This window comes from Pseudomonas frederiksbergensis (assembly GCF_003732705.1).
In the GTDB taxonomy this organism is placed as follows: domain Bacteria; phylum Pseudomonadota; class Gammaproteobacteria; order Pseudomonadales; family Pseudomonadaceae; genus Aquipseudomonas; species Aquipseudomonas frederiksbergensis_F.
On record NZ_MOBR01000006.1, the window covers coordinates 333158 to 353170 of the forward strand.

Consider the following 20013-nt stretch of genomic DNA (forward strand, 5'->3'; position numbering starts at 1 on the left):
TGTTTACGTCACCTTGGACGGTTCCCGCGTGCGCTGTTGCGCCTGGGGTTTGGGCTGTGCCCAGTTTTCCGGCAGGTTGATGAAGTCCACCAATTCCCGCAGGCGCCCATGATCACGGGCATTAAAGGTGAAGGCCAGTCGCGCCAGATGGCTGAACTGCGGCTCATCGTGCTCCTCGCCGCTATAGACATGCTGATGGAAATGGTCGCTCAGGCACAGGTCGGCGAAGGCCGTCTGCATGTGTTCGAGCGCGCCGTCGCTGAGCTGGTGATTCATGCGAATCACAAACTGATGCTTGAGCCAGCGGCTGGAGTGGAAGTTGCTGTAGAACTGGTTGATCTGCTGCACCGCTTCTTCGGCACTGTAGACCAGGCTCACCAACTTCATGTCGGTCGGCAGGATGTAACGGTTTTCCTCCAGTTGATGGTGGATGAAGTCCAGCGCGCCTTGCCAGAAGGTGCCCCCCGGCGTATCCAGCAGCACCACCGGCACCAGTGGACTTTTACCGGTCTGGATCAGGGTCAGCACTTCCAGCGCTTCGTCCAGCGTACCGAAACCGCCCGGGCACAGGACCAGCGCGTCGGCTTCCTTGACGAAGAACAGCTTTCGAGTAAAGAAGAAGTGGAAGGACAGAAGGTTGGTGGTGCCCTGGACGGTAGGATTGGCATGCTGCTCGAAGGGCAGGGTGATGTTGAACCCCAGGCTGTGTTCCAGGCCGGCGCCTTCGTGAGCGGCAGCCATGATGCCGCCGCCGGCACCGGTGATGACCATCAGGTCCGAGCGCGCCAGTGCGGCGCCGAGTTCCCGGGCCATGCCATACAGCGGATGCTCGATCGGTGTGCGGGCCGAGCCGAACACAGTGACTTTGCGCCGACCCTTGAACTGTTCCAGCACACGGAATGCGTGCTCCAGTTCGCGCAGGGCCTGCAGGGTAATCTTGGCGTTCCAGCGGTTGTGATCTTCCTGGGCCATGCGCAGCACGGTCAGGATCATGTCGCGGTAAATCGGGATATTGGGGCTGTTGGGTGAAACCAGGTTGAGTTGCTCTTCGACCTTGCTGGTGAGGTCGTGGCCGCTTTCTTCAAAATGACGGCTGAGGAGGTCATTCGGTTGGTAAGGCATTCAACTTCTCCTTGCATGCAGGCTGTGTTTTTTCCAGCGAGTGAAAAAAACCTTCGCAACAACAAACGCATAACGGGCCGCTCCTTTTCGGCCTGACAGTCAATGTGAATACGCTAAATCTAGTTCCTCTGGATCAATTACGCTGCCTTGATCATTGCGCCGCAAAGTCTTTCCTGGCAACCGCTTATTGACGATTTGCAAGGTGGTTTCACCGCTCGTCAGAACGCAAGCTCGGTGGCTGTGGCTCTGATTTACTAAGTTACAGGCGCGGTACGACAACTTTGCGTCAAAGGCAGTACGCGAAGTGACAGCGGTTCAGGGAAATGAGTGAGCAGGGAGGCGGTAAATCATGGCCAGATTGATTCTGGAGATCGATGCGCAGCTGTATCGATTATTGAAGTCGTCAGCAGAGACCAATCATTTGAGTCTTGAAGAGGAGTGCTGCCGGCGTCTGGGCGGCGGCGAGCGCCGTTCGCGATATTTGCAGGCGTTGCTGGCAGAACTGCGCGCCGAGGATGAACAGCGACGCGCCAATTCCCGATGATTACTTCTTCTTGGCCGGTGTCGCTTTCGGGCAATCCGATTCCTGATAGCTGGCGGAGCCGACCGAGCGGTTGGTCTTCACCTCAGTGAAGTCGTAACGCATCACTGCGCCCTTGGCCATCAGTTTGCGGAACGACGGGTTGTTGCAGACAGAGGCGCCCAACTGGAAATACACGGCTTTGGGATCGGCACGCATTTTTTCGGCGTGGCTGCTTTGCACGCTCAAGTGGTTGATCAGCGTATTGCCTTCGACGGTGTAGCCCTGATCGAGAATGTCCTCGTTGATCGCCCGGGGGGTGCCGACGCTGCTCTGTGCGGCGACGTTTCGCAGCTCTCTGTTGAGCGTCTGCTCACTCAAGGAAACGGCCTGAGCGCTGAAGGACGACACCAATAGAACGGCAGCGGTGGGAACGATAAGGCGCAGCATGAAACTCTCCTGGTTCAGTGACTGGTTGGTTCGACCCGTCACGTGACTGTGCGTTCAGTGGCGGCGAATTATAGGGGAGCGGGCCCGGACGGTACAGGCTTGCGCCGGCCGCTCTGATAAACTGCCGGCACTTTCTGCCTTGCCGAGTGTTTTTTGTGTCGATTTTCCCTACCTGTCGGCGTTGCCTGCGATGAACACCATCCCTGCTCACTTTGCGATAAACGCCGTGGCCCGCTTGCGCGATGAGCGCGAAGAGGAAGGCATCAAGCCGATTCAGGCCCGTGGCTGGCGGGCACCGCGTTGCCGTGCCTGCCGGGTGATCGAGAGCCATTGCCTGTGTGCCTGGCGTCCGCAGGTCGAAACCCGCTCCGGCGTGTGCCTGATCATGACCAACAAGGAAGTGTTCAAACCCAGCAATACGGGCTGGCTGATTGCGGATGTGGTCCGCGATAACCATGCGTTCATTTGGTCGCGCACCGAAGTCGATCAGCAACTGCTGGATCTGCTGGCCGATCCGCGATGGCAGCCGTATCTGGTGTTTCCGGGCGAGTACGTCGAGCCCGAGCGCGTGACCAACACGGTCAATGTCGAGAGCACCAGGCGCCCGCTATTTATTCTGCTGGACGCCACCTGGACCGAAGCCCGGAAGATTTTTCGCAAAAGCCCTTACTTTGACCAGTTGCCCATCCTCAGCCTGCTCCCGGAGAAACTCTCCCGGTATCGCTTGCGCCGCTCGACCCGCAGCGAGCACTTGTGCACCGCCGAAGTGGCTGCGCTGTGCCTGGATCTGGCGGGTGATACTGACGCGGCATCGGCACTTGACGCGTACTTCGATGTATTCAGCCAGCATTACCTGGATGCCAAGCGTCAGCTGGATATGAACGTCGAAACCCCGGCCCACGCCGAGCTGATGCCTTTTGTGCAGAACACGGTTCCGGTCATCGGCTGATTGTCGCCCATACTGCAAAGAACTGTGGCGGCCACGTTACTTGACCACCCCGGCTTCGCTGGGCATGCTTGGCGCCGATTAGGGCGCGGCCAAAGTTTGATACGCCGACTTTTTACGTGGATTACCACGTGATTGGCGTTGAACGTGCCCTGTTGGTACAGCTCCGTGGCTGTACCTCGAGTTGTATTGGCGACGCTTGAATGCATCGGGCGCCCCATAAAAAACAGGATCATTTGAAAAATGGCCACATACGAAATCCTGATAGCCGATGACCATCCTCTTTTTCGTAGTGCCTTACACCAAGCGGTGACCCTGGGCCTGGGCCCGGATGTCCGTCTGGTGGAAGTGGCGAGCATTGCCGAACTGGAAACCCGCCTGGACGAAAAATCCGACTGGGATCTGGTGCTGCTGGACCTGAACATGCCGGGGGCTTACGGTTTTTCCGGGCTGGTGCTGTTACGCGGTCAGTACCCGCAGATTCCGGTGGTGATGGTCTCGGCCCAGGAAGAAGCCTCGATCATGGTCAAGTCCCGGGAATTCGGCGCCAGCGGTTTCATACCCAAGTCGAGTGACTTGAGTGTCATTCAAAAAGCCGTACGTGCGGTGCTTGATGGCGACGTCTTCTGGCCGCCCCAGGCGTTCGAAGCGGTCAGCGTTTCCGCCGAAGCCAAGGCTGCCAGCGAGGGGCTTGCAAGCTTGACGCCCCAGCAGTTCCGGGTGCTGACTATGGTGTGCGAGGGGTTGCTGAACAAGCAGATTGCCTACGAGCTGAGCGTGTCCGAAGCGACGATCAAGGCTCACGTGACGGCGATCTTCCGCAAGCTGAATGTGCGGACCCGAACCCAGGCGGCACTGCTCTTGCAACAACTTGAGTCAATTTCGAGCCACTAAAGCACAACAGATTCACGCTTTTTTGACTTTCTTTACTCTAGCTTTCCCACTCCTTTTTGGTTCAGTTGCCTACCCTATGTCACCTTTTAAAGGCCAGACCGGCCTAAAACGCATCCTCAACGCCTCTGGCTACTCGCTGGACGGCCTGCGCGCAGCCTTTACCGGTGAAGCGGCTTTTCGGCAACTGGTGTTGCTCAACGTTATCCTGATTCCGATTTCGTTCTTCCTGAACGTCAGCCGGGTCGAGCAAGCGCTGCTGATCGCCGTCTGTCTGTTGGCCTTGATTGTCGAGTTGCTCAATTCGGCGGTAGAAGCGGCGATCGACCGCATTTCCCTTGAATTGCACCCGCTGTCCAAGAACGCCAAGGACATGGGCAGTGCCGCGCAGTTCGTGGCATTGACCATGATCGCGCTGGTCTGGGCGGTGATTCTGCTTTAAGCGATGGTAGGCAGGACGATCTCGTCGCTGCGCTGGACCCCGGCGGTGAAGGCGCGGCACAGATCGAGGAATTCGCGCATCGCTGGCGTCTGAAATTTCTGTTTGTGCCAAATGAAATAGAACTGCCGCGCCAGGTCCAGATCCGGCGTCTCCACCGCCACCAGGCTGCCGCGGCGGAACGCATCGCGCAGCGCCAACCGTGAAATGCAGCCAATCCCCAAGCCTGACTCCACCGCACGTTTGATCGCTTCGGTGTGTTCCAGCTCCAGGCGAATATTCAGCGCGCTGCGATGGTGACGCATGGCCTGGTCAAAGGTCAGTCGTGTGCCTGAGCCCTGTTCGCGCAGGATCCAGGCCTCATGGCTCAGCTCTTCCATGGTCGCGATACCGCGTTTGGCCAACGGATGCTGGGGCGCACAAAACACCACCAGTTCATCCTCGACCCAGCTCTGCACTTCGATGTCCGGGTGGCTGCAATCGCCTTCGATTAGACCCAGGTCAATTTCATAGTGGGCGACTTGTTGCACGATGTTGGCGGTGTTCTGCACATGCAGCTTTACTTGGCTTTCCGGGTGACGCTGCATGAAGCTGCCGATCAGCAGCGTCGCCAGGTAATTGCCGATAGTCAGGGTCGCGCCGACCGCCAGGGAGCCGAAACCCGACTTGCCATTGAGCAGGTCTTCGATTTCCTTGGACTGGTCGAGCAGCGCCACCGCCTGGGGCAATAGCTGTTTGCCGAGGGCGTTGAGGCTCAGTCGTTTGCCGGCGCGGTCGAACAGCTGGCAGCTGGACTGGCGCTCCAGCTCGGTAATCGAGGTGCTGGCCGCCGATTGCGAGAGGTTGAGCAGACCCGCAGCACGGGATACGCTTTCCTGCTGAGCGACGGCGACGAAGACTTGAAGTTGACGTAGAGTAAATCGCATATCTATATAACCGATAACCCTTATCTTAATAATCCAGTTAACAGATATTGTGGCTGCCATTAGAATGCGATGCAATTGCGCACAGCCGTTCATTTTTTGCAGAGCGCGCGCAGACCAATCTCCAGGAGTCCCACGTACATGAGCAACATGAACCACGAGCGTGTCCTCAGTGTTCACCACTGGAACGACACTCTGTTCAGCTTCAAGTGCACCCGCGATCCGGGCCTGCGCTTCGAGAACGGTCAGTTCGTGATGATCGGCCTGCAACAACCCAACGGCCGCCCGCTTATGCGCGCTTACTCGATTGCCAGCCCGAACTGGGAAGAGCATCTCGAGTTCTTCAGCATCAAGGTGCCTGATGGCCCGCTGACTTCCCAGTTGCAGCATCTGAAGGAAGGCGACGAGATCATCATCAGCAAGAAGCCTACCGGCACGCTGGTGCTGGATGACTTGAAGCCTGGCAAACATTTGTACCTGCTCAGCACCGGTACCGGTCTGGCGCCGTTCATGAGCGTCATCCAGGACCCGGAAACCTACGAGCGTTTCGAAAAAGTGATCCTGTGCCACGGCGTACGCTACGTCAACGAAGTCGCTTACCGCGAATTCATCACCGAGCACCTGCCGCAGAACGAATTCTTCGGCGAGGCCCTGCGTGACAAGTTGATCTACTACCCGACCGTGACCCGCGAGCCGTTCGAGAACGAAGGCCGCCTGACCGACCTGATGCGCAGCGGCAAGCTGTTCAGCGACATAGGGTTGCCACCGATCAACCCGCAGGACGACCGCGCCATGCTGTGTGGCAGCCCGAGCATGCTCGACGAAACCAGCGAAGTGTTGAACAGCTTCGGCCTGAAAGTTTCGCCGCGGATGCGCGAGCCGGGTGACTACCTGATCGAGCGTGCGTTCGTCGAGAAGTAAGCACTCCGCGACCCCTTGTGGGAGCGAGCTTGCTCGCGATGGCTTCAGCACATGCAGCATTGATGTGACTGACAAACCGCTATCGCGAGCAAGCTCGCTCCCACATAAAGCAAAAGCCCGCATGACCTGAAGAAGTCATACGGGCTTTTTCGTTTCTGGTGTTCAGACTTTTGCGGGAATGACTTCCAGGACGCGTATCACCCCGGCCTCAGGGTAATGCCAGCGCACATCCAGATCCCAGAACTGCGCGCCATATTCCCGTTCAGGTGTAGGAATCTGGTACGCCGGGCGTGGGTCTTGTGCCAGGCATTGATCAATCAGCGCAACCAACGGCTCGCCAAGGCGCTTGGCGTGCTCGTGAGCTTGTTGCAGCGCTGTCTCCGCCCACCGCACCGGAATCAACTGCGGCGCGGCGCTGGCGATGCTGTTGGAGGCGCTGTCGATGATGTCGGCGTAAGGCACGTAGGGTTTGATGTCGAGAACCGGCGTGCCGTCCAGCAGGTCGATACCGGAGATAAACAACCGATTGGCTTCGACCCTGTCCAGTTTCACCACGGATTGGCCGATGCCATTGGGCCGATGGGTCGCACGGGTGGCGAAAACGCCCATGGACTTGTTACCCCCCAGGCGAGGAGGGCGGACCTTCAGTCGTGGCTTTTCTTCCAGGGCCTGATGGAACAGGAACAGCAACCAGACGTGGCTGACCTGCTCCAGTCCCTGCACCGCATCGCCCTGATCGAACGGCGCCACCAGTTCCAGCACGCCGCGAGCGGCCGGGGCCAGCTGCGGTTGGCGCGGGATGGCGAATTTCTCCTTGAAGCAGGAGCGCACGAAGCCAATGGGGGAAACGCTGTAGGTCATGGTCTGGGTCGAGGCGGGGTGAGGTGAGGTGGGCATGATAACCCACCCAAAGATCGTTCCCACGCTTTGCGTGGGAATGCCTCAATGGACGCTCTGCGTCCGCTTTTGGGACGCGGAGCGTCCCGGGCTGCATTCCCACGCGGAGCGTGGGAACGATCATGGTGAGGCGATCAGAGGCTAAAACCACCATCCAACGGAATGATATTCCCGGTCATATAAGCCCCCGCCGTACTCGCCAGACTGATCGCCAACGCCGCCATTTCTTCCTCCCGGCCCCAACGCTTCATCGGAATCAACGCCGTATCTTCCGCCAGCGCCTGCTCATCATTGCCGATGTGCGCCGTCATCTTGCTCGGAAACCGCCCCGGTGCGATCACGTTGACGTTGATGTGCTGGCTCACCAGTTCCCGCGCCAGAATCCGCGACAGTTGATGTAGGGCGGCTTTACTCGGCCCGTAGGCATAAGCCTGTTCACCAAAGGAGGAAATCCCCGCCACCGAACCGATGTTGATGATTCGCGCCGGGTTGGCTTCAGTGCCTGCTTTGCGTAATAGCGGCAGAAACTGCTGGATACAGTTGAACACCGAGGTCACGTTGAGCTGCATGACCTTTTCCCAGCCCTTGATCGGGTAGCTTTCCAGCGGTGCGCCCCAAGTGGTGCCGGCGTTGTTCACCAGAATGTCCAGGTGTTCGATCTGCTCGCCCAGGCGCGTCGCCAGTTGCAGCACACCTTCCTCGGTGGCGAGATTGGCCGCCATGCCGTGGCAGATGCCGAGCGCACTCAACTCCTCGGCAGTTTGCAGACAAGCCTCTGCATCCCGGGCGCAGACGTACACGGTCGCGCCGGCCTCGACATACGCCTTGGCGATCATTTTGCCGATACCACGGGTGCCGCCGGTCACCAGAGCGGTGCGGCCTTGCAGGGAAAAATACGGGTGCATGGCGAATCCTGAGAGCTGAGGGTTAGTACACCCTAGTCGTCAGCCGCCGGAAGCGGAGCCACTATTTTTGCGCGGAATGGAGATCTATTTGTAGGAGCAAAGCTTGCTCGCGATGGCGATCTCGAAAACGCCATCGCGAGCAAGCTTTGCTCCTACAGGGTTGGCCGCCGTTACTGCGGACGAACGCGCAGGGTCAGGCCTTTGAGGAAGTTGCGCAGCAACTGGTCACCACAGGTGCGGTAGTTGGTGTGGCCGAACTTGCGGAACAGCGCGCTCAGCTCAGGCTTGGACACCGGGAACTCGGAAGCCTTGAGGATCGCGTGCATGTCGTCTTCTTTCAGCTCGAAGGCCACACGCAGTTTCTTCAGGATGATGTTGTTGGTCACCGGGGTTTCGATCGGCTGCGGTGGACGGCTTTCGTCTTTGCCGCGCTTGAAGATCACCAGGCCATCGAGGAAGTGCGCCATGACTTCGTCCGGGCAGCGCACGAAGCCTTCCTCGTCTTCCTCTTTCTTGTCGAGGTAGGTCAGCAGGTCTTCCATGGACACGTCCATGCCGCCGATCTTGATGATCTCGATGACTTTCTTGTCGCTGATGTCGAGCATGTAGCGCACGCTGCGCAGTACGTCGTTATGAATCATGGTGTGCAATCCTGATATTCAGCAGTGGGCGCCGCATAAGCAGCGGCGCCGAAATGTAGGGCGGCGTGAAAAGTCTTAGAACTTCTCTTTGCCGGACAGGTAGCGCCATTGCCCCAGCGGCACTTTGCCGATGGACACGCCGCCGATGCGGATGCGACGGATGGCGACGACCTTCAGGCCCACGGCCTGGCAGAACAGGGCAATCACGCCCGGTTGTGGGTTCTTCATCGCAAAGCGCAGACGGTTTTCGTTCTGCCAGCTGGCCTTCACCGCCGGCAGTTCCTTACCCTTGTAAGTCAGGCCATGGTTCAGGCGATTGAGGCCGTGAGCCACCATGTCGCCTTCAACCTCGACCACATACTCCTGCTCGATTTTCGCCGAATCGGCGGTGAGCTTGCGCAGGATCTTCCAGTCCTGGGTGAACACCAGAAGACCGCTGGCGTTGGCCTGCAGGTCGGTGCTGGCGGTCAGGCGCAGGAAGTGGCCCTTGAGCGGACGTTTGCTGAAGCGGTGCTCTTCGCTCAGGGTTTCGGCGCTGATAGTGGCCATGGCCGTTTCCGCATCCATGCCCACGGGGACGTTGAACAGAATGGTCACCGGCTCCGGCGCAGTGGCTTTGGCCTCTGGGTCGAGCTCGACTTTCTGGTTCTCGACCTTGAACTGCGGCTCGTCGATGACTTCGCCGTCCACGGTGACCCAGCCGCCCTCGATGAACAGCTCAGCCTCCCGACGGGAACAGCCGACGAGTTCGATGAGGCGTTTGGAGAGACGAATCGGGTCAGTCATGACAGGGCCGTAACAAAAAAGGGGTGGGCATTGTACCTGCTGGGCGCGGGTTAATCGCGGGTCCATTTCACCGTTTGGCTTTATTGTGGGAGCGAGCCTGCTCGCGAAGGCGATCTATCAGTCAACATTGATGTTGGCAGACAGGCCGCTTTCGCGAGCAGGCTCGCTCCCACATTGTCTTGTGTTAACCATTGCGGGCCAGTTGTTGCCCCTGGCGCAAGCGCATGTGCAACAACGGATAAGGCTGGCCCATGCCGTCGACTTCCGAGCGGCCAATCACCTCGAAGCCTTGTTTGAAGTAAAACCCCAGCGCCTGCGGGTTCTGTTCGTTGACGTCCAGCTCATCGGCGTTCAGGCGTTCCAGGGCATAGCGCAGCAGTTGCTTGCCCAGGCCCTGGCCGCGATGGGCCGGGTCGATAAAGAGCATCTCGACCTTGCCCGCCGCGACGCCGGCGAACCCGGTAATACGCTGACGCGAATCCTTGGTGCAGATCAGCATCACCGCGTCGAGGTAGCGGGTCAGCACCAGGTTCTTCAACAGTTCGATGTAGCTGTCCGGCAGAAAGTCATGGGTGGCGCGCACCGAGGCCTCCCAGACCCGGGTTAGTTCTTCGTAATCACTGTGTTTCGGTGTGTGGATGACCGAATGGTGGCGCATGCCCGCCTGCCTCTCATGGGGTGAATGATGCGAATCCTTTCTCCACAAAACGATAGACGTAAAAAAGCCCCGCATCTCGTCAAGAGAGCAGGGCTTTTTGTATTTTTTGCGTTTAGATCTGTTCAGCCCACAGGTCGTACTCGTCGGCGTCGGTCACTTTGCACCAGACTTTGTCGCCTGGTTTCAAGTTGCTGCCGTTGTCGATGAACACGTTGCCGTCGATTTCCGGGGCATCGAAGAAGCAGCGGCCAACCGCGCCTTGCTCGTCGACTTCGTCCACCAGCACTTCGATTTCACGGCCGACGCGCAGTTGCAGGCGCGCCGAGCTGATGGCCTGTTGGTGCGCCATGAAGCGGTCCCAACGGTCTTGCTTGACGTCGTCCGGCACGATGGCCGCGTCCAGCAGGTTGGCCGGGGCACCTTCGACTGGCGAGTACTGGAAGCAGCCGACGCGGTCGAGCTGTGCTTCGGTCAGCCAGTTCAGCAGGTACTGGAAGTCTTCTTCGGTTTCGCCAGGGAAGCCGACGATGAAGGTCGAACGGATGATCAGGTCCGGGCAGATTTCGCGCCAGTTCTTGATCCGCGCCAGGGTCTTGTCTTCGAAGGCCGGGCGTTTCATGGCTTTCAGGACTTTCGGGCTGGCGTGCTGGAACGGGATGTCCAGGTACGGCAGGATCTTGCCGGCGGCCATCAGCGGGATCAGCTCGTCGACGTGCGGGTACGGGTAAACGTAGTGCAGACGGACCCAGACACCGAGGGAGCTCAAGGCTTCGCAGAGTTCGGTCATGCGGGTTTTCACCGGCGCGCCGTTCCAGAAACCGGTGCGGTATTTCACGTCGACGCCGTAGGCGCTGGTGTCCTGGGAGATCACCAACAGCTCTTTGACGCCGGCCTTGACCAGGCGCTGAGCTTCGTCGAGCACGTCGCCGACCGGACGGCTGACCAGTTTGCCGCGCATCGACGGGATGATGCAGAAGCTGCAGCTGTGGTTGCAGCCTTCGGAAATCTTCAGGTACGCATAGTGGCGCGGGGTCAGCTTGATGCCTTGCGGCGGCACCAGGTCGATCAGCGGGTTGTGATCCTGGCGCGGCGGCACGGCGTCGTGCACGGCGTTGACCACTTGCTCGTACTGCTGCGGACCGGTCACGGCCAACACGCTCGGGTGCACCTTGCGGATGTTGCCTTCTTCGACGCCCATGCAGCCGGTCACGATGACCTTGCCGTTTTCCTTGATGGCTTCGCCGATCACTTCCAGCGACTCAGCCTTGGCCGAGTCGATGAAACCGCAGGTGTTGACCACCACGACATCGGCGTCCTCGTAAGTGGACACGACGTCATAGCCTTCCATGCGCAGCTGGGTAAGGATGCGCTCAGAGTCGACCAGGGCTTTGGGGCAGCCCAGGGATACGAAGCCAACCTTTGGATTGGCCGTGGCGGGAGTGGTGGACATGTCTAACCTCGGTATTTGTTGACGCCTCCAGCCGAAGTGGGCAAGGCGACAGACGGGCACTTGGTGTGCCTCTGATCAAAAAGTGCGCAATTCTAGCGATGAGAGGCGCACTTGACCAGCTTTATGCAGGGAAATACGACGAGTGCTGCGCTATGCTTCGCGCCGGTACGCTTTACCGAATTTTTACAGTCAACAAATCGTCTGTAACCTGAAGTAAAACAGCGCATGCTGCACGGCAAAGCATAGTGCTTCTTATAAGAAGTCCGGGTCTGAGTAGTAGGAGTTTTGGATGGGGCAGGCAAGTAGTCAGGCGGCGGGCGCCGAGCATTCGGCGGCAAAACCGATCGGCATGCTGGTCGCGGCAGTCGGGGTGGTTTACGGCGATATCGGCACGAGCCCGCTGTACACTCTCAAAGAAGTGTTCTCCGGTGCCTATGGCGTCCCGGTCAACCATGACGGCGTGTTGGGCATCCTGGCATTGATCTTCTGGTCGCTGATCTGGGTCGTTTCATTCAAGTACATGATGTTTGTGTTGCGTGCCGACAACCAGGGCGAAGGCGGGATCATGGCTTTGACCGCGTTGGCCCGGCGGGCGGCGGCGGGGCATCCGAAGCTGCGTTCCTTGCTGGTGGTCTGCGGGCTGATCGGCGCAGCGCTGTTCTATGGCGACAGCATGATCACCCCGGCGATTTCCGTGCTCTCGGCGATTGAAGGCCTGGGGCTGGCATTTGATGGCATCGATCATTGGGTGGTGCCGCTGTCGTTGGTCGTGCTGGTGGCGCTGTTCCTGATCCAGAGCCACGGCACTGCGCGCATCGGCATTTTGTTCGGTCCGATCATGGTGACCTGGTTCGTGGTGCTGGGTGCCCTCGGCGTCTACGGCATCCTGCAACACCCGGAAGTGTTGCAAGCGATGAACCCGGTGTGGGGCGTGCGATTCTTCGTCGCGCACCCGGGCATGGGCGTGACCATTCTTGGCGCCGTGGTGCTCGCACTGACCGGTGCCGAAGCGCTGTACGCCGACATGGGCCACTTTGGCCGCAAGCCGATTGCCCGTGCGTGGTTCATCCTCGTGCTACCGGCGTTGGTGCTGAACTACTTCGGCCAGGGCGCATTGCTGCTCGGTGATCCGGAAGCTGCGCGCAATCCGTTCTATCTGTTGGCGCCGAGCTGGGCGTTGATCCCGTTGGTCGGCCTGTCGACCATGGCCACGGTGATTGCTTCCCAAGCGGTGATTTCCGGTGCGTTCTCCCTGACTCGTCAGGCGATCCAGCTCGGTTACATTCCGCGCATGCACATCCGCCACACCTCCAGTGCAGAGCAGGGCCAGATCTACATTGGCGCGGTGAACTGGTCGCTGATGGTCGGTGTGATCCTGCTGGTGATCGGCTTCGAATCTTCCGGCGCCCTGGCCTCGGCCTACGGCGTCGCGGTGACCGGCACCATGCTGATGACCACTGTGCTGGTGTCGGCGGTGATGTTGCTGCTGTGGAAATGGCCACCGATTTTCGCCGTGCCGTTGTCGATCGGTTTCCTGCTGGTAGACGGCCTGTACTTCGCCGCCAACGTGCCGAAAATCGTCCAGGGCGGCGCATTCCCGGTGATCGCCGGTATCGTCCTGTTCGTGCTGATGACCACTTGGAAACGCGGCAAGCAACTGCTGGTCGAGCGTCTCGACGAGGGCGGATTGCCGCTGCCGATCTTCATCAGCAGCATCGCCGTGCAACCACCGCATCGCGTCCAGGGCACCGCCGTGTTCCTCACCGCCCGCCCGGACGCTGTGCCCCACGCGCTGTTGCACAACCTGCTGCATAACCAGGTGCTGCACGAGCAAGTGGTGTTGCTGACGGTGGTCTACGAAGACATCCCGCGTGTCCCGGCGTCCCGGCGTTTCGAGGTGGATTCCTACGGCGAAGGGTTCTTCCGGGTGATCCTGCATTTCGGCTTCGTCGACGAACCGGACGTGCCGCAAGCGCTGAAACTGTGTCACCTCGACGACCTGGACTTCAGCCCGATGCGCACCACCTACTTCCTCAGCCGCGAAACCGTCATCGCCTCCAAACTCGAGGGTATGGCCCGCTGGCGCGAAGGGTTGTTTGCCTTCATGTTGCAGAACGCCAACGGCAACCTGAGGTTCTTCAATCTGCCGCTGAACCGGGTGATTGAGTTGGGGACGCAGGTGGAGATGTAAGCCCGCGAGATCTAAAAGCCCCCGTTGCCGTTGAGGTGGCGGGGGCTTTTTTGTGTCTGGCCACATTATGCCGGAGCAATGAAGATCTCCTGTGGGAGCGAGCCTGCTCGCGAAGGCGTCGTGTCAGCCAACATCAATGCTTGCTGACACACCGCTTTCGCGAGCAGGCTCGCTCCCACAAGGGTTCTGCGGTGTTACTTGCTCTCAGGCATCTCTTCCTCAGATTCAGTCTTCGTCCGCGCAGGTCGCGGGGTCAGCACCTTCACCACATCATCAATCACAGCCTTGCCCATTGCCGTCAGGTAATGCGCGGCCCAGGCGTGGCGGTCGGTGTCTTTGGCGTAAGCGGCATCCTCGGCGAAGGATTTGGCGAGGAATAGCAGGTCGGAGGCTTGTGACAAGGCATCAACGATAGGGACGCCGGCGCGGACGTTGAATAACGCCTGGTTCGAGCAGTAGATGAAGGGGGTGAAGCCGATGGTTTTCAGGTCTGAGGGTGTGGGTGGATTTGTTTTGCTCATTGTTTCGCTCCTTAAAACGAGGAGTTGCCGCATTCGTTACCACACGAATGGGTGGCAGCTGTACGCAGGGTGGTAAACCGGAAGAGCAAAGAAACCGGCAGACCCGAAGGTCTCCCACGTACAGCTGCCATAACACGGGATTGCAGACGTGAAAACGCATGAGTCGTGATGGGGGCGCTGTTGCGCTTTGCCTAGCCGGGTTACCACACCCGATCGCTGATTGGTCAGCGACGGCCGGAGAGTATCCCGTCGGAGAAAAGCGCAACAAGGCATCAAAGTGCCCAAAAACCACGATTCGGAGTTTGCCTACAAGGTCTGTCGGCGTCATCTGATATTGCGGCACCTTAAGTAAACAAAACTAAACGTATCCAGTGAGCTTGAAAACGCAGGTTAGTAAATTCGCGTTTTTTGGAGCTTGCTGTACGTCGAATTCGACGCAATACTCTGCGTAGAACTGTGTGTTCGAATTTGCATGATTGTGTAGAGAGGTGAGTATGACGGCATTGTTAGAGCGTGCTGACCAAGCGATATCGGTGACTGCAATGGTTAGGGGATTCAGTGCTCGGCTAAAAGAAATCTCCAGCCGAGCCACCGAGAGGCTGGTCATCTTCAAGGATAACCAACCGGCAGCGGTCATTATCAACGTCGATGCGTACCAGGAAATGCTCGACGAGCTTGATGACCTGCGAATAGAAGCTGCAGCCCGAGAACGACTGAGCGGTTTTGATCAGTCCAAGGCAGTCAGCCATGACGATATGCGGGCTCGGTACGCGAAGAAAGACTAAAGGAGCTGTGGATGGTTTGGGGCGTTATCTATCATCCAGAGGTTCAGAAGGATCTGGATCTACTGGGGGCTGTGGCGGCGAATCGCATTCTTGATGTTATCGAAGTGCGGATTATTAATGGTGAGCCGGACAAGAGTGGCAAGCCTCTAAGGGCCAGTCTTGCAGGCTGTAGACGGATCCGGGCAGGCGATACACGAATTGTCTATAGAGTCGATGGCAAAGCTATTCAGGTGTTGATTGTCGCAGTCGGGGCCCGACGTGACGAAGAAGTCTATGACGCCGCAGAGCGTCGTCTATAAGCAGGAAGCCCTCGTTGCCGTGAAGGTTGCGAGGGCTTTTTTGTGTCCGATCACTTGAATCTGCTAACCATATTTGTAGGAGTGAGCCTGCTCGCGATAACGGTCTGTCAGGCGAAACCAATAGAGGATCTCAGTCCGCTATCGCGAGCAGGCTCGCTCCAACCGGCGGCGTTACATGCTTTCAGGCAGTTCTTCTTCAGATTCGGCCATTGCCCGGGCTGGTCGCGAGGTCAGCACCTATTGAAAGGCCTTGACGGTTCGATATTTCCAATCGAACAAGTGTCCACGTTTTATGGAATGTGGACATGTGGAGTTTCTAGCTTGATGAAGAGTCAAGTCTGCACATGTAAAAAAGCCCCCGCAACCAAACGGCTACGGGGGCTTTTTGTTGGGCGGGGGCTCAGATCACTCTTGCGCCGTCGCCTCTTCCTTGGCCTGACGCTTGACGATGATGTCCACCAAGCGCTGTGCCAGTGCCGGGTAGTTTTCGTCGAAGTGATGGCCGCCAGGCAGCTTCACAGCCTCGCCGACAGCGGTCTTGTCGGTGCAGCCGCTCTCGTCGACTTCTTCTTCGCCGTAGATGCACACCACTTTGTCGGCAGGCAACTTGGCCATCTCCGGGCCGGTGGCGGCTTCTTTGCCGGCGTTGCCGAGCCAGCCTTCGACTTCGATTTCGAAGCTGCCGGTGCGGGCGAAGGCCAGCAGGATGATTGCGTCGACCCGTTGTTGTTCCGACTCTGCCAGGCGGTTGTAGATCGCTGGCAGGACGTCGGCGCCAAACGAGTAGCCGGTCAGGATGAAGCGCTTGGTGCCCCATTTCTGACGGTAGTGCTGCATCAGCTCGGCGAGGTCCAGGGCGCTTTGCTCCGGGCTCTTGTGTTGCCAGTAGTAGCGCAGGGTGTCGATGCCGACCACCGGGTAGCCGATCTTGGCCATTTCGCCCGCCACGTCGCGGTCCAGGTCACGCCAGCCGCCGTCACCGGACAGGAACAGGGTGACGGTGTCCTTGGCCTGGCCGGCCGGGACTTCGACGACAGGAATCTGCAAGCCACCGGCAGCCTTGTCACCGCCGACCAGGATCTTGCGCAGTTCGTTGTTCAGGACTTGCGGTAGGTTGATGTCGTAGTCACTGATGCTGGTTTCGGCATTGGGTTGATCGCGCACGAAACCTGCGCTGGCGTCGTCCGGGTTGTCGTTCCAGGCCACTAGCCAGTGGCCGTGGGCGGCGCTTTTTGGCAGCAGATGCGTGCAGCCACCCTTTTCCAGGGCCAGGTCCACGGAAACGGCCTGGGCCTTGTCGTTCTTCTGTTCGGACAACCAGCGCCAGGCCAGCACCGCGCCAGGGCCGATGCCGCTGACCAGGGTCGCCGGGCCTTTCAGCTCGCGCAGACCCGATTGCAACGCGCGGCTTTGCAGCAGGCAGTCTTTCGGCAGGATCACCTGGACGATTTGCGCCGAAGCGCTGCGGCTCAGGGATTTCAGTTGTTGATCGCTGAGTTTCTGTTCAGCAGTGACCGCCACCAGCACCTGAGCTTTTGGCGTGGTGCCGGGAATCACCCGGGTCATGGCGGCGCCATCGGCCGGGGTCAGCAGTTCGAGAGTCGGTTCGGGTGCCGGGCGTTTCATGTACCAGTAGCCGCCACCGACAATCAGGGCCAACACGACCAGTGTGGCCAGTACGTACCGCAAGGAGCGTTGAATCATCAGCGTTTCACCAATCCAGTCAAGCCGCCCGCAATCAGGGCAGCAGTATCGGCCAGGGCAACCAGCGGATCGAGTCCGGCGGGCACGGCCATATAACGGGGTTCCCAGTCAGGCTGGAATTTGTCTTTGAAGCGGCGCAAGCCTTGGAAGTTGTAGAGCTGCTCACCACGGCGGAAGACCATCGAGCCCAGGCGCTGGGTCAGCGGCGCGCCGCGACGGGGTTGTAGACCCGACAGCGGCACCATGCCCAGGCTAAACTTGGCGTATCCATGATTTTTATAATGTTGAATCAGGCCGACCATCATGAACTCCATGGTCAGCTTCGGGGCGTCCGGGTGCGCGCGCATCAGGTCGAGGCTGGCCAGGTCATGGCCATAGGTCTCGAGCAAGTTGGCGAACGCCACCGGGCGTCCCTCAAAACGAATCACCGCGACGCGGAAATGCTTGAGGTAGTCATCGCTGAAACGGCCGAGGGAGAAGCCTTTCTCGCGCACGTTCTTGCCGGTCAGCCAGGCATCGGAAATCACCTTGAGCTCATCCATCGGCGCGTGGCCCGGCTCGTGGATCTCCAGCGATAGACCGTCACGGGTGCCACGGTTCCAGGTGTAGCGCAGGTCTTTCATCTCTTTGCCCTTGGCTTCGAGATCAAAGCGATGCAGATCGACCCGGGCTTCTTCGCCAAGCTTGATCGCGGTCAGGCCGATGTCCATGTAGTACGGCAGGTTCTCGGCGCGCACTTGATAGAAGACCGGGCGCGCGTGGTGGATGTCGCAGAGGTCGCGGAACTGCCAGATCATTTCCGCCCGTTGCTGGGTCGGGCCGATCGGGTCGTACAACGCCACCAGGCTGCGACCACGGCGGGCGTACATCAGGAACGCCTCGTCGTTGGGGTGAAACAGCAACGCCTTGTCACCGGTCAGTGCGAGGCCGCCGTCGGGTTGCGACGACGCCATGAGTATCTTTACCGCGCGATCCAGTTCGTCCGGCGTCGGCAGATGAATGATCGGGCGCGCGGTACGCAGCAGCCAGGTCAGCGACACCACCACCAACAGCACGGCGGCACCCAACAGCGAACGCAAGCCACGTGGCGCATCCGCGTCGAGGGTGAACTGCCACCAGAGCTGATGGCTGTACGGAACGTCTTGATAGGCAAACAGCAGCAGCCAGATCGAGGCACCCAGTACGCACAGGCTGGACACCAGATACAACGGCGAGAACGGCAGTTCGGTCAGGCGACTGGCGCGATAGAACGAGCGCCGGAACACCCCGAGCAGGCTTGCCATCAGGGTCATCAGGCAGGCTTCTTCCCAGTCGAAACCCTTGAGCAACGAGAGCAGGGCGCCGACCAGCAGCAGAATGGTGGTCAACATCCACGCAGCCGACAGTCGGCGGCGCAAGCCCTGGGCCAGCAACAGGCACAGCACGCCGATCAGGCTGGCGCCGAAGTGGGAGGCGTCTACCAGGCGATGAGGAATCAGAAAGCCGATGTGTTCCAGGCGCGTGTCGATTTCCGGGGTGGCGCCAGAGAACAGCAGCACCACGCCAGACAGGAACACCAGCAGCGCCAGAATCGGCGCCGCCAAACCCGAAGCCGCTCGCAGCGATTGTCGAGACTGGAACAGGCGCTGGCCTTCGTTGATCAGCAGGAATACGCAGGCCACCAGCAACGGCAGCACCACATAAATCAGGCGATACAGCAGCAGGGCGGCGGCCAGTGGCGCGGCACCGAGGGTGTCAGCGAACGCGGCCAGCAGAATGGCTTCGAACACCCCGACACCGCCGGGCACATGGCTGAGCACACCTGCGGCCAGGGCCAGAAGGTAGATCAGCAGGAAAGCGCCAAAGGGTGGCGCTTCCGGCAGCAGCAGGTAAAGCACAGTCGCGGCAGCGGCCACGTCCAGGGCGGTGATCACCAGTTGCAGGAAAGTCAGGCGGCGGCCCGGCAGGCGCAAGGTGCGGCGTCCGGCCTTGACCATCAGATTGTCGGGGTAAGGCTGGTCTGGCAGGCGACGGCGATAGATGCCGATGGCCAGCACGGTCGTGAGCAACAGCACCGCGCCGGCAATCACCCCCAGCAAGATCTCGGAGAGGCCCAGGGCGGCGGAGGCGGCAGGCAAGTTGCTCAAGGTCGCGAGTGCTGCCAGCGGGGGCAGGGCGCAACCGAGGGAGAGGCTGGCGAACAATGTCATGTGGGCAACGTCGGAGGCCCCCAAGCCATGACGCGCATATAAACGGTAGCGAACCGAACCGCCCGACAGCATCGACAGGCCGATGGCGTTACCGATGGCGAATGCGGTGAAACCACCCAGGGCCAGTGTGCGTGGCGCCAGCGTGACGCCCGCATAGCGACTGGCAGACCATTCGTAGCCCAACAAAATGATGAAGCCGACGATCGTCGCGCCCAATGCGCCGATCAATGCCGGTTTCGGCACTTCCAGGATCGAGTCGTGGAGCGCATACAGATCGAGTTCGCTTAATAGATGGCGACAGGCAATCAGCGCGATAGCGAACAACAACAGTGTGACCGCAAGACCTATGGGTTGACGGTACTTGCTGATCAGATCGAGCAGGCGCAAACGCTCGGCCTTGATAGGTTGTGTCGCTGTGACGGTGTCTTGTGGATCAGACGAGTTGGCGCGCATCAATCACCTCTTGGATTGTGCGCGACAGGATGGAGGTATCGAGCCAAGTTACCAATCCCTGTAGAAAAAAATAATCACAAATATTAACGCCTCTCACCGGTTTACGGCGATGGCACGTCATCGGTCGTAGAGGGCCTGCCTAGCACAGAGCATAGTCTGAACTCAGAGTCTTGGTGATCCCGAACGGTTCACTACACAGTGACAGATCATTGTTGCGAAAGGACTTTTTCAACAGATACAAAAAAGGCCACTCTTTCGAGCAGCCTTTTTTGATGTTTGGTTGCGGGAGCCGGATTTGAACCGACGACCTTCGGGTTATGAG

General features: G+C 59.3%; 20 protein-coding genes. 8 read left to right on the forward strand and 12 right to left on the reverse strand.

What is annotated here, in order from left to right:
* Positions 1-3 precede the first annotated feature (3 nt).
* The gene (locus BK667_RS06430) at positions 4-1122 is read right to left on the reverse strand and encodes an LOG family protein (RefSeq protein ID WP_123597107.1); all 1119 of its coding nucleotides are present in this window, start codon (positions 1120-1122) and stop codon (positions 4-6) included.
* A gap of 349 nt (positions 1123-1471) precedes the next feature.
* On the opposite strand from BK667_RS06430, the gene BK667_RS06435 reads away from it, so the two are divergent.
* Positions 1472-1666: a hypothetical protein gene (locus tag BK667_RS06435; protein ID WP_054047053.1), complete on the forward strand. Its 195-nt coding sequence runs from the start codon at positions 1472-1474 to the stop codon at positions 1664-1666.
* Here BK667_RS06435 and BK667_RS06440 read toward each other — a convergent pair whose 3' ends face one another.
* Positions 1667-2092 carry a PA3611 family quorum-sensing-regulated virulence factor gene (locus BK667_RS06440; RefSeq protein ID WP_123597108.1) on the reverse strand — a complete coding sequence of 142 codons (426 nt, stop codon included), beginning with the start codon at positions 2090-2092 and terminating at the stop codon, positions 1667-1669.
* A 190-nt stretch (positions 2093-2282) separates the two neighbouring features.
* Here BK667_RS06440 and BK667_RS06445 point away from each other — a divergent pair, with 190 nt between their 5' ends.
* The 3 genes from BK667_RS06445 to BK667_RS06455 all read left to right on the forward strand — a co-directional run bounded on the left by BK667_RS06445 (position 2283) and on the right by BK667_RS06455 (position 4371).
* Positions 2283-3041: a tRNA-uridine aminocarboxypropyltransferase gene (locus tag BK667_RS06445; protein WP_123597109.1), complete on the forward strand. Its 759-nt coding sequence runs from the start codon at positions 2283-2285 to the stop codon at positions 3039-3041.
* Positions 3042-3281: 240 nt separating this feature from the next.
* Positions 3282-3932 (forward strand): response regulator transcription factor ErdR, encoded by a 651-nt coding sequence (gene erdR / locus BK667_RS06450; protein WP_123512012.1) that lies wholly within the window; start codon positions 3282-3284, stop codon positions 3930-3932.
* Positions 3933-4008: 76 nt separating this feature from the next.
* A complete protein-coding gene (locus BK667_RS06455; RefSeq protein WP_007947182.1) occupies positions 4009-4371 on the forward strand; it encodes a diacylglycerol kinase in 363 nt (120 codons plus the stop codon).
* On the opposite strand, the gene BK667_RS06460 is transcribed toward BK667_RS06455, so the two are convergent.
* The gene (locus BK667_RS06460) at positions 4368-5294 is read right to left on the reverse strand and encodes a LysR family transcriptional regulator (protein WP_166656010.1); all 927 of its coding nucleotides are present in this window, start codon (positions 5292-5294) and stop codon (positions 4368-4370) included. The two genes, BK667_RS06455 and BK667_RS06460, sit on opposite strands and share 4 nt — an antisense overlap.
* A 138-nt stretch (positions 5295-5432) precedes the next feature.
* On the opposite strand from BK667_RS06460, the gene fpr reads away from it, so the two are divergent.
* Positions 5433-6212: a ferredoxin-NADP reductase gene (fpr, locus tag BK667_RS06465; RefSeq protein ID WP_003443014.1), complete on the forward strand. Its 780-nt coding sequence runs from the start codon at positions 5433-5435 to the stop codon at positions 6210-6212.
* A 162-nt stretch (positions 6213-6374) separates the two neighbouring features.
* On the opposite strand, the gene tsaA is transcribed toward fpr, so the two are convergent.
* The 6 genes from tsaA to rimO all read right to left on the reverse strand — a co-directional run bounded on the left by tsaA (position 6375) and on the right by rimO (position 11549).
* Positions 6375-7073: a tRNA (N6-threonylcarbamoyladenosine(37)-N6)-methyltransferase TrmO gene (gene tsaA, locus BK667_RS06470; RefSeq protein ID WP_123512014.1), complete on the reverse strand. Its 699-nt coding sequence runs from the start codon at positions 7071-7073 to the stop codon at positions 6375-6377.
* A 170-nt stretch (positions 7074-7243) separates the two neighbouring features.
* Positions 7244-8014: an SDR family oxidoreductase gene (locus tag BK667_RS06475; RefSeq protein WP_123597110.1), complete on the reverse strand. Its 771-nt coding sequence runs from the start codon at positions 8012-8014 to the stop codon at positions 7244-7246.
* Positions 8015-8184: 170 nt separating this feature from the next.
* Positions 8185-8655, reverse strand: a complete 471-nt coding sequence (locus BK667_RS06480; RefSeq protein ID WP_054047039.1) for a YehS family protein — start codon at positions 8653-8655, stop codon at positions 8185-8187.
* Between the two features lie 75 nt (positions 8656-8730).
* Entirely contained in the window at positions 8731-9441 is a 711-nt protein-coding gene (locus BK667_RS06485) for an rRNA pseudouridine synthase (RefSeq protein ID WP_123512019.1), read from the reverse strand.
* A 184-nt stretch (positions 9442-9625) separates the two neighbouring features.
* Positions 9626-10099, reverse strand: coding sequence for an acetyltransferase (locus tag BK667_RS06490; RefSeq protein ID WP_123512021.1), 474 nt, complete (start codon positions 10097-10099; stop codon positions 9626-9628).
* 112 nt (positions 10100-10211) lie between these two features.
* Positions 10212-11549, reverse strand: a complete 1338-nt coding sequence (rimO, locus tag BK667_RS06495) for a 30S ribosomal protein S12 methylthiotransferase RimO (RefSeq protein WP_123512023.1) — start codon at positions 11547-11549, stop codon at positions 10212-10214.
* Positions 11550-11838: 289 nt separating this feature from the next.
* On the opposite strand from rimO, the gene BK667_RS06505 reads away from it, so the two are divergent.
* Positions 11839-13740 (forward strand): potassium transporter Kup, encoded by a 1902-nt coding sequence (locus BK667_RS06505; RefSeq protein WP_123597111.1) that lies wholly within the window; start codon positions 11839-11841, stop codon positions 13738-13740.
* A 194-nt stretch (positions 13741-13934) separates the two neighbouring features.
* Here the strand turns inward: BK667_RS06505 and BK667_RS06510 are convergent, their stop codons facing one another.
* Positions 13935-14261 (reverse strand): DUF3077 domain-containing protein, encoded by a 327-nt coding sequence (locus BK667_RS06510; RefSeq protein WP_123597112.1) that lies wholly within the window; start codon positions 14259-14261, stop codon positions 13935-13937.
* Positions 14262-14755: 494 nt separating this feature from the next.
* Here BK667_RS06510 and BK667_RS06515 point away from each other — a divergent pair, with 494 nt between their 5' ends.
* The gene (locus BK667_RS06515) at positions 14756-15046 is read left to right on the forward strand and encodes a type II toxin-antitoxin system Phd/YefM family antitoxin (RefSeq protein WP_123512031.1); all 291 of its coding nucleotides are present in this window, start codon (positions 14756-14758) and stop codon (positions 15044-15046) included.
* 11 nt (positions 15047-15057) lie between these two features.
* Positions 15058-15345, forward strand: a complete 288-nt coding sequence (locus BK667_RS06520; protein WP_123597113.1) for a type II toxin-antitoxin system RelE family toxin — start codon at positions 15058-15060, stop codon at positions 15343-15345.
* Between the two features lie 405 nt (positions 15346-15750).
* Here the strand turns inward: BK667_RS06520 and BK667_RS06525 are convergent, their stop codons facing one another.
* Positions 15751-17049 (reverse strand): virulence factor family protein, encoded by a 1299-nt coding sequence (locus BK667_RS06525; protein ID WP_123597114.1) that lies wholly within the window; start codon positions 17047-17049, stop codon positions 15751-15753.
* Complete coding sequence (mprF, locus tag BK667_RS06530; RefSeq protein ID WP_123597115.1) at positions 17049-19691, reverse strand: bifunctional lysylphosphatidylglycerol flippase/synthetase MprF; 2643 nt, start codon at positions 19689-19691, stop codon at positions 17049-17051. The genes BK667_RS06525 and mprF overlap by 1 nt, the downstream gene beginning before the upstream one ends.
* Between the last annotated feature and the right edge of the window lie 322 nt (positions 19692-20013).